Source organism: Nostoc cf. edaphicum LEGE 07299 (genome assembly GCF_015207245.1).
Lineage (GTDB): Bacteria > Cyanobacteriota > Cyanobacteriia > Cyanobacteriales > Nostocaceae > Nostoc > Nostoc edaphicum_B.
Genome location: NZ_JADEXF010000039.1, coordinates 1 through 10,339, shown reverse-complemented (window position 1 = coordinate 10,339; position 10,339 = coordinate 1). Strand labels below are relative to the sequence as shown.

At 41.7% G+C, this 10,339-nt stretch carries 9 protein-coding genes; 6 read left to right on the top strand and 3 right to left on the bottom strand.

The genetic code is table 11. The annotated features are described in order from the left end of the window. From IQ229_RS02130 to IQ229_RS02115, 4 genes are all read left to right on the top strand, one after another. Positions 1–428 (top strand): alpha/beta hydrolase (locus IQ229_RS02130; RefSeq protein WP_194040852.1); only part of this gene is annotated, 428 nt, incomplete at its 5' end. Positions 429–589: 161 nt separating this feature from the next. Then, entirely contained in the window at positions 590–2,035 is a 1,446-nt protein-coding gene (locus tag IQ229_RS02125) for an MFS transporter (RefSeq protein ID WP_194040850.1), read from the top strand. 201 nt (positions 2,036–2,236) lie between these two features. Then, positions 2,237–3,040: a phytanoyl-CoA dioxygenase family protein gene (locus IQ229_RS02120; RefSeq protein WP_194040848.1), complete on the top strand. Its 804-nt coding sequence runs from the start codon at positions 2,237–2,239 to the stop codon at positions 3,038–3,040. Positions 3,041–3,160: 120 nt separating this feature from the next. Next, the gene (locus tag IQ229_RS02115) at positions 3,161–4,423 is read left to right on the top strand and encodes a glycosyltransferase family 4 protein (protein ID WP_228013025.1); all 1,263 of its coding nucleotides are present in this window, start codon (positions 3,161–3,163) and stop codon (positions 4,421–4,423) included. A gap of 152 nt (positions 4,424–4,575) precedes the next feature. On the opposite strand, the gene IQ229_RS02110 is transcribed toward IQ229_RS02115, so the two are convergent. Continuing rightward, on the bottom strand, positions 4,576–5,628 hold the full coding sequence (locus tag IQ229_RS02110; RefSeq protein ID WP_194040846.1) for a D-alanine--D-alanine ligase family protein: 1,053 nt from the start codon (positions 5,626–5,628) through the stop codon (positions 4,576–4,578). A gap of 248 nt (positions 5,629–5,876) precedes the next feature. Between IQ229_RS02110 and IQ229_RS02105 the strand changes: the two genes are divergently transcribed. Both IQ229_RS02105 and IQ229_RS02100 read left to right on the top strand, forming a co-directional pair. Beyond that, positions 5,877–6,014 (top strand): hypothetical protein, encoded by a 138-nt coding sequence (locus IQ229_RS02105; protein ID WP_194040844.1) that lies wholly within the window; start codon positions 5,877–5,879, stop codon positions 6,012–6,014. Between the two features lie 859 nt (positions 6,015–6,873). Further along, positions 6,874–6,951: a DUF4351 domain-containing protein gene (locus IQ229_RS02100; RefSeq protein ID WP_194040854.1), complete on the top strand. Its 78-nt coding sequence runs from the start codon at positions 6,874–6,876 to the stop codon at positions 6,949–6,951. A gap of 145 nt (positions 6,952–7,096) precedes the next feature. Here the strand turns inward: IQ229_RS02100 and ilvB are convergent, their stop codons facing one another. Together ilvB and IQ229_RS02090 are read right to left on the bottom strand one after the other, a co-directional pair. Continuing rightward, positions 7,097–9,010, bottom strand: coding sequence for a biosynthetic-type acetolactate synthase large subunit (gene ilvB, locus IQ229_RS02095; RefSeq protein WP_194040842.1), 1,914 nt, complete (start codon positions 9,008–9,010; stop codon positions 7,097–7,099). A gap of 132 nt (positions 9,011–9,142) precedes the next feature. Next, the coding region (locus IQ229_RS02090) for an MFS transporter (protein WP_194040840.1) at positions 9,143–10,339 on the bottom strand (1,197 nt) is incomplete at its 5' end.

Genomic DNA, 10,339 nt, shown 5'->3' with positions numbered 1-10,339 from the left:
CATCAAAGGGAACTGAAGAACAAAAAGCAAGCGCTCAAAGGCTTTGGGATGGAAATTTTGAAAATGAGGAACAGTTAAGACAATATTTTCAAGTGTTGGGATCAATGTATTCGCTAAAATATAACTCCACCACCTCAGCCATTACTTGGCAGCGGAATATTCTTTCAGTTGATGCGATTAATGTTGCTTTTGGCGGTTTCCTCCGCAACTACAATATTCTTGACCAGCTACACAAAATTACTGCACCTACTTTAGTTATTGCAGGTCGGCATGACTGGATTTGCGCTCCAGAATTTTCTGAAGAAATTGCTCAGGTAATTCCTAATGCAGATTTGAGAATTTTTGAGAATAGCAGTCATTTGATCCGCGCAGATGAGCCAGAAGCACTTTTGGATGCGATCGCGGGTTTCTTAGTTTACAAACATTAGATAGATTCGTAATGGCAAATCGGGTATATCAACTCTTGAAATGAAAAACACAATATCTGATGATCGTACAGACTATCCCTGCGGTTGATCAAAAGCCCAAAGTTAGTATAGTACATATGTATGATGCGTAAATCCTAATTATTTTCTTAAATACTAGATTTATGGATGCTTCTCAAATTGAAACAGGTGCGCCTCTTTCTATAGAAGTTGCTCAGATTGCTTCACCATCAACAACACTCTCTCCTACCTCAACATTCAGCCCTCGTATTTCTAAAGATGGTATTCGCAGGAGTTTGAGCGCCTCTACTGTCGATGGTGTTTTCGCAGCAGTTTTCTCTATTGGTACTGGCGGAATTTTGCTAGGTAATTTCTTGGTGGGGTTGGATGCCAGTCCAGTGGTATTTGGCATGGTGAGTTCTATCCCCATGTTGGTGAATCTCTTTCAGCCGATGGGTGCTTATTTGTCTGAACGCAGCACTAGCCGCTTTCAGTATTCCCTTCGCACTCATGGGATTGGTCGGCTACTATGGCTGATTTTAGTAATTGGCATTGTTAGCTTTAGTTGGGGAGGGCTTAATTCCAATCAACTAGTGATATTGTCGCTTTTGATTCTCGTATGCAGCCATTTTTTAGGAGGACTAGGAGCCGCATCTTGGTTGAGTTGGATAGCAATGTTAGTCCCACGGCAATTACGAGGTAGATATTTCGGGCTACGCAATAGCCTTGCCAACTTAACCGAGTTGGTCGGTTTACCAATAGCCGGTCTAGCCGTATCACATTGGTACGGGGGAGCTATTCAAGGTTATGGGGTGGTTTTGCTCTTAGGCATTATCTTTGGAATTGTGAGCTTGGGGTGTCAGTATTTTCAGGTTGATATAAACCCTCAACTACAAAATACTTATTATGCTAACTCATCTCAAACTAGTGAGATTCAGTCGGACTCGGTACAAAATGAACCTGGTGAGATATCTGAACCAATCTCTCTGCCGCAAATGCCAACTCCTCAAAATAAGATAGATAATAGCATTTGGAAAAACTCTAATTTTTTGGTGTTTCTACTTTATTTCGGCTCATGGACATTTGCTGTTAATCTGAGTGCCCCGTTTTTTAATCTCTACCTGCTAGACACACTGAACTTGGATGTGAGTTGGGTAACTTTCTACAATAGCCTGCGAGCAGGGGCACACATGCTAATGCTCATCGTGTGGGGTAGATTAGCAGATAAACTAGGCAATCGTCCGATTCTAATTTCTACTGGAATTCTAATTGCAGTCATACCTTGGCTGTGGCTGAAGATGGGTTCTAGTCCTCTCGATCTCTGGCTATGGTTGCCGCTGTTACACATTTTTATTGGAGCTAATTGGGGAGGAGTTGACTTGTGTAACAACAATCTTCAGATAGAAATTGCACCAGTAAAAAATCAGTCTATCTATTTTGCAACAGCAGCAGCTGTTGCTGGAGCAAGTGGTGCTTTAGGAGCAACTATCGGTGGCTTCATCGCTCAATTTGCTGGATCTTTTGGCATAGCAGAAGTATTTATTGTATCTGGTGTATTACGATTAGCTTCACTTGTGCCACTCATTGTTAAAAAAGATTTGGGTAGTTAGGATTAAATTTCTTGGTTACGGATATGAACAAAAAAAGTTGTACTCAACTTGGAGATTTATCCATCTATAGGAAGAACTGCTAACTTACATCTTTACTCTACATTAAAAAAGATTTCCAAAATAGTGACAAAATTAATATTCGCTCAAGCAGATTAGAGAAATCTGTTATTTTATAAAGCTGACTTTATTCATTTTTTCGTAATGCTTAAGGTAGACAGATCAAAAATTACCAGCCAACAAGTTGAAGCTTTCCAGCGAGACGGTGTTATCTGCGTCAAAAATGTTTTGGATGACATTTGGGTAGAACGGATGCGAACAGCAGTTGACAAGAATGCATTAATCCCTGGCCCATTGGAAGTTAAAGGCATCCCCAAATCAAACGGTCATGTGGAACATAGCAGTAGCTTATGGCTTACTGATGCTGATTTCCGTGCTTTAGCTTTTGAATCTCCGCTAGCCACGCTCGCCGCTCAAGTCTTGAAATCAGAAAAACTCAACTTTTTGACTGACGGTTTCTTTGTTAAAAAGCCGAAAACAAACAGCCGTGTTGGGTGGCATAACGACCTACCTTACTGGCCGATACAAGGCTGGCAGTGTTGTAAGATTTGGCTGGCTTTAGATAGTGTCAACCAAGAAAATGGTCGATTAGAGTATATCAAAGCCTCTCATCGATGGGGCAAAGAGTTACGTGAAGGATCAAACCCCTCTTGGTTTGTAGAGCCAGAACCGCAAGAAATTTTATCTTGGGATATGGAGCCTGGAGATTGCTTGGTTCATCATTTTCTGACAATTCATCATTCAGTAACCAACATATCTTCTACACAACGACGTGCGGTAGTCACGAATTGGACTGGCGATGATATTACTTACTATCATCGCCCGAAAGCATGGCCTTTCAGACCTGTTGAAGAAATTGATCTACCAGAATTGAATTCATTCAAAGCCAAAAAACCTGGTGAGCCGATAGACTGCGATATATTTCCGAGAGTTGAACTGCATCACTAATTGCTACAAATGAATAATTTGATCGAATTGGAAGATGATTTGTACTAATATTTAACCATCTGCGGATCGTGTTTTGGTAGCCTTAAACTTTCTGTTAGTGAATAAATAATTAAATTAACAATGATTAAGCCTCTATTGGTTAACACTTATGATCCCAAGGGAGGAGCGGGAGCTGCTCGTGCTGCTTATCGGCTACATCAGGAACTACTGAGGTTAGAAATTGATTCTCAGATGCTAATTCAAGATAAAAGAATAGCTGACTCTACTCTAATTAGTTCTCCCAATAAGTTAGGCAAAACAATCTGGAAAGCTCATCCGATTTTAAATGATTTACCAGTAAAACTTTATAAAAATAGGCAACGTAACCCTACATTTTTCCGGCTGCAATGGCTCCCTAATACAGTTACATCGCAAATTGCTAAACTTGAGCCAGACATCATTAACCTGCATTGGATATGTGACGGATTTATACCAATTGAAGCACTGGCAAAATTCAATAAGCCCATTGTTTGGACATTTCATGATATGTGGGCATTCACAGGTGGATGCTGCTATTCTCTAGGGTGCGATCGCTATACAAAATATTGTGGAAATTGCCCTCAACTCGGTAGCAAGCAAAGCTGGGATTTATCTCGCTGGGTTTGGCAACGTAAAATTAAAGCATGGCAAAATCTCAAGCTTACTATTGTCACTCCTAGTAATTGGCTTGCTGAATGTGCTAAATCCAGTTCACTATTTGAAAATAGTGACATCAGAGTTATTCCTCACGGCTTAGACCTCAGCATTTATAAACCAACAAAGAGTCAAGTAGCCAGAAACTTACTGAGCCTCCCGCAAAATAAGCAACTAATTCTATTCGGAGCAATCAACGCAACTAGCAATTTCAGAAAAGGATTTGATCTATTGCAATCAGCATTACAAAAATTGAACCAGTCTGAGTGGAAAGATCAGATTGAACTGATTGTTTTTGGTTCATCTCAACCTCAAGATCCAGTTGATTTAGGTTTTAAGGTGCATTACTTAGGCAAAGTTGATGATGAGAATAAACTAGCGCTTTTGTATGCATCTTCGGATGTGATGATTGTGCCCTCAATTGAAGAAGCTTATGGACTGACTGCTTGTGAATCCTTGTCCTGCGGTACACCTGTGGTTTCTTTTGATTCAACGGGACTCAAAGATATAGTTGAACATCAAAAAAATGGATATCGAGCGCAATGTTTTAGTTATGATGACTTAGCAAATGGTATTATCTGGGTAATAGAAGATAAAGAACGGCATCAAAAACTTCGCGATCGCGCTCGTGAGAAAGCCGAACAAGAATTTGCGATCGAGTTACAAGCATCTCGTTACTTATCCCTCTTCGAGGAAATAGTTACGCATTAATTTAACAACCACTAACTAGGAATTAAAAACCTTTTAAAAGGTTTGTCCTACAGTCATTTGGGTATCCTACGGCAGGTGTTGGTAAAGCGATCGCACTTAATTAGCGATCGCTCTCCTACCCACTACAAGCAGAAAAACCTATAGCGATAAATTCACGAGCAATTTTGCAACACCTTTTGATTACTGCCCAAAGTTTCATTGATAGCTGTGATTAATAACTCATTTAGAGGCATTCCGGCTGCTTTTGCCATAGAGGAAATCACACTTTTGGGGGCAAAAGAACAATACAATCCGGCTTCTAAGAACCAAGGTTCTCCCTTTGGGTCGATGCGGAAGTCAAATAAACTGTAATGACGACAACCCAAAGCCTGATGACACTTCTTAGCTACTTGCTGAACCTTTTGGGTAATCGGATCGTTAGGGTCTACAATCCAAGACTTCTTGTTATCTTTAGCGGCGAAACGCAAGTTGCCATCGTCCGTTTGTTGGAGTTTATCTGCATGGTTGCGGATGGGTTTGGAGTGAGGGTCTAACAGATACTCTTCAAGAGGTAAACCCACTAGTTCCCCATCTTTGACAATGATGCCGCATCTGACTTCTCGACCGAGTTCGATAAATTCTTCTACAATGACCTCCGAAGCATATTCAAATGCTTGCTTCAAAGCAGCGTCATATTCAGTAGCCTCTTTGACTAAGGCTATCCCTAAAGAGTTATCGGAACTTACGGGTTTGACGATCGCTGGAGGTGTAATTGTCGGAACGTCTCCTTGGCGAAGCAGTTCTCCACGAGGCACTTTTACCCCTGCGGCTTCAACAATTGCTTTGGTTCTGCCTTTGTGCGCTGCGATCGCCATGATCTCTGAAGTATTGCCGACATAAGGGATCTTCAGCAGGTCGAATAGGGCGCGGTAGTGAGTCATTCCAGGAATACAAAACATTTGTGGTAACACAAGGTCAATGTTTTGCGCTGTTATAAACTCTATGGCAGCAAACAGAGTCATCGGTTTGGTATCAGCAATATCTTCTTGGCTGAGGGAAGCAGGAAATCGCCATTGGCGATCGGGTGTGATGTATGCAATCTGAAATTCATAGTGCGATCGATCTGCCGTTGCTGCAAGACAGTCTTGGGCGTAAAGGCGTGATAAATCACAGTAAAAATTATTGTATGCAGACCCAACTAAATGAAGGATACGAAGTACTGGCATGATTTATCTTCCTATGTAGTATTAGAATTTATATAGCGGTTCTCAGTTGAGTCCAATATATATCTAACAAAAACAGTACTTTCCTATAAGCGTTGGGGAGTAACATTCAAAACCTCTCTTCTTTTAGGAGAGAGGTTAAAGTATATTAGACCTCTTGTACGAATGCAAATAATTATTGCTGCATTGAAGGCGTAGGAAAAATTCTGCTGAATATAGGAAGCCGTGTACGAGGCTTATTTGCTGTTCTATTGGCATTAGGAACAGAAGAGTTATTAGCTGCCTCAAAAAAAAGAGGTGGTTTACTATTAGTAGAATTAGCAAAATCACTCAATTGGGTAGCCGAAGGTGAATTTGAAGATATGGAAGTAACATTTTCAGAATTTTGACTGTTGGTTTTTACCGGAGTTTGAGCTTGAGATGGAGTAACGAGGAAAGTTGAACTTGTTCCTAATACCAGTATGAGCAAATGAGAAATATATTGTTGCATGGGGATTGGTAAAATGGGTTGATAAATATTCAAAGCTTAAAGAAGTTGTGTTTGTTCTCAGTTATAAATAAAAGTGCAATTTTCCAATAGAAATCATGACGCTGTTGCCCAAGAAAACTTGAACACAGCGATTTCTAAATGAATAGACTATTAATGCTTAGTACATTAATTCGCTAACAAGAATCTAACCTCCCTCAATCAAGGGGAAGCTAAACTCTCTTTTGTAAAAGAAAGAGAGCGGTTATTTTAAGACTCCTGAATCTGCCTGAAAGAGAGTTAGAAATAGATACACCTGGAATAATTGACGTTTTCTTAATCAACTAAGCCATCACTACCATTAATATTCTAGTGATATTTAACTTGTTAATAAAAGAGGAATGTTACTGAACTTTTTGACAAAACTGATTTATATAAAATCAACTCTAACTCGCATATTTAACTAACTAAAGCAAAAAGTATATGAATTTTTAATAAAACCTAAGTTTGATAAAGTAGTTTTAGTTAATCAATGCGTGTATATTTCAGCAATATACACTAAGTCTGAATATATTAAGTAAATATTGAGAATATAAATCCACAGAAACCCGACTTTTCAACCAAGTCGGAGTTCTTATTTTTCACAAATGATTTAGGTTTGCTCGATTTGAGTTTAGCTGTAGACATTCTTAAACTACAACCCATTCCTATTAGATAAGACAGACAACAATTAATTTTTGCTGCAATTGAGAACCAAGGATAGAACAGCAGATTCGCACATCATGATTACTCAACTAGAAGAGTTAGCTGAGGCGCTGTTAGATTTCAACAGTCAAAGCGATTTAGTAAATTACTTATAAAATATCTTTTTACCTCAACCTAATCTGCAAGATTAAGCAACACCTACGCAAGAGTAAAGGGGGCAGGAATTAGGGGGATATTCCTACATCTTTCTCCCCTTCTCCTTGCTCCCCTACCTCTTTGGTTTTGAATTATCAAAAAGCGTTACAGCTTCGTCCCACACTCAGCACAGAAGTTGTGGGTAGGAGCATTTTTGGCATTGCAGTTGCTACAATACACTGGCTCGGCTGCTGCTTTTGGCGGTTGTTTCTGCAAGCCGACCATTTGAGCGTTGCTCTTACCAGGGGCTACCATTGGATAGCAGTTTTCGTCTCTGGTGACGTGGACATTTAAGATTACTGGCCCTTTGTGTGCCAGCATTTCAGCGATCGCATCTTTTAATTGACTGCGATCGCTGATTATCATGCCTTTAATGCCATAAGCTTTTCCCAACAACTCTACGTCTGGCATCCCTATTTCCATGTCGGAGCATGAGTAACGCTCACCATAGAAGGCTTGCTGCCACTGGCGCACCATCCCTTGCCAGCCGTTGTTAAGAATTATTGTCTTGACATTTATCCCATACTGTGCAAGCGTACCAAGTTCTTGCAAACACATTTGGAAACTAGCATCACCGCTGATACAAATGACTTCTTCATCAGGAAACGCTACTTTAGCGCCCATTGCCGCAGGTAAGCCAAAACCCATCGTTCCCAAACCAGCGCTAGAAATCCAGCGCCTTGGGCCATTCTTCAGGAATTGTGCTGCCCACATTTGATGTTGTCCGACATCTGTGGTGTAGAAAGCGTGAGGTGCTTGGCTATTGACTTCTACAATCACTTCTTGGGGTGAAATGCTGTCGAGATGATGCGGCACGATTAGGGGATACTCTTCGCGCCAACGGTTAACTAGATTTAGCCATTCTTGGTTTTGATTAGGTGTAGCCTTTACCCCTATTTCTTTGCAGCGACGCAATAAGTCTACTAACACATTCCGCACATCGCCGACAATGGGCACTTCGGGAATGCGGTTTTTGCCGACTTCTGCGGGATCGATGTCGATGTGAATTACTTTAGCGCGGGAGGCGAATTCGTCTAACTTGCCTGTAACGCGATCATCAAATCTAGCGCCAACGCAAATCAGCAAGTCACAATCACTAACGGCAAAGTTAGCGTAAGCAGTGCCGTGCATCCCCAACATTCCCAAAGCTAGGGGATGATGTTCGTCAAATGCACCGATCCCCATTAAGGTTGTGGTGACAGGGATATCGAATAATTCAGCTAGTTGTTTGATTTCTTCATGGGCACCCGCTGCGATCGCACCACCACCCACATACAATAGCGGACGGCGGCTTTCAGTAATCAACTGGATCGCGGCATTAATCTGCCGGGGATTTCCCTTCACAGTGGGACGATAACCGCGTAACTTCACTGAACCTGGTTTTACAGGTACATAGTCAAATTCTTCTAAAGCTACATCCTTGGGGACATCAATCAAAACTGGCCCCGGACGCCCAGTGCTAGCGATGTGGAAGGCTTCGGCGACAATTCGCGCCATATCTTTAGGGTCACGCACCACATAGGAGTGCTTGACGATTGGGAGCGTAATTCCGTAAATATCGGTTTCTTGAAACGCATCTGTACCAATCGACGGACGTGCTACCTGTCCTGTAACCACAATCATCGGGATTGAATCCATGTAGGCTGTGGCGATGCCTGTCACCAAATTAGTTGCTCCTGGTCCCGAAGTACCAAAGCAGACTCCTACTTTTCCTGTGGCACGGGCGTAACCATCAGCAGCGTGGGCTGCACCCTGTTCGTGCCTCACGAGAATGTGCTTCATAGCACCAGTTGCTTCCACCTTATACAGGTCGTCGTAAATTGGTAGAATTGCCCCACCGGGATAACCAAAAATATAATCAACGCCGTGGCGATGAAGGCTGTCAAGCAGAGCAAAACCGCCAGATGCTCGTTTGGGCAAGGCTGGCGGGCTAGAAGCACGAGACTGTTTGTGATTCTCGGTTTGTGGGAGACTGATTTGGGAGAGCGATTCTCCTGCGGAGACACTTCGTGAACGCACGGTCAAACCTCAGACTATAGCTAAAGTTAATGCTGGATTCTGTATTTAAGATTTCATTTTAATTGAAAACTTCAATCAAAATCTTATTAATTCTTATATTAAATATAAAGCTAGACTATTAGCCTACATTAATTAAATTACGTCTTGCAAGACTCTGCGAGTATTTTTCCAAGCCCAAACACCGACAACTACGACAACAATACTCATTGCTACCAGCACAGTTCGCAAGCCCAGAGCATCAGTTAATGGCCCAGTAATGGCCAGAGGTAACGCCAGAGCGATATTAACGGCATGATTTTGAAAGCCAAATACTTTACCATGCATGGTAGGCGGTGTTTGCTGTTGAATTAAAGTTTGCATAGGAACACCAATTAAGGAAGCGCCTACACCTAAAAATCCACAGAGTGTTAGCGCTAGCAACAAGTTATGTGTAAAAGTGAACACCCCTAAAACTAGTGCTATTATCAAAAATCCAATTAAAGGTAGAGGCTTGTGATGCAATTTATCACCCCAATGACCTAAAATCGCCGCGCCAAAGACCATACCTACCCCTGCTGCTGCTAAGAAAAAGCCAAACTGTTTTTCTTTAAGGCCAAACTCCTCGGCTAATTGAATTGTCAACACCGTTAAGGCTGCAAACACACAATATAAAGTTGTCAGTTGCAGCATGGCATTCAATATCAAACGGTTTTTCTTGAGATACCGCAGGCTCTCAGTGAATTCAGCCCAAGGGTTATTTGATGCTTGATGTTCTTGGTGGGGTTTGTGTTCTTTAAACTTAATTGGCTGCATGATCGCAGCCGATAATATGTATAGTCCACCAACTACAAGCTCTTGACCGTATTGTTCTCCCATCAAGCTTTTTGACAAACTCAGAATCGGCTCACCGATCGCAAAGCCAACAATTAAAGCTCCCATCATGGTGCTGCTAAACAGCGCATTGGCTGCCAACAAATTTTCTCGCTTCACCAACAAGGGAATGGCTGCTTGTTCAGCCGGTGCAAAAAACTGCGTCACTGAGGAAATGGCAAAAGTCAAGATTAATAGAATCAGGAACTCTCGTGGTAAGAAAGGAAGACACAGCGTTAGTATTCCCCGCACAATGTCTGAACCAATCATAATCAGCTTTTTTGGCAAACGGTCAACAAAGATACCACCAGCAGAGCCAAACAAAATTGCTGGTATTGTAAAGGACAGCATCAAGGTTGAGTACATTGAGTTTTGTGCCAACCCAGGAAGCGGTGAGTAGTTCTCCAGCAGAGCAATCATTAAAACGAAGAAAACTTTATCTGCTAACTGGGACACCAGTTGCCCAATCCACAGAAGCAT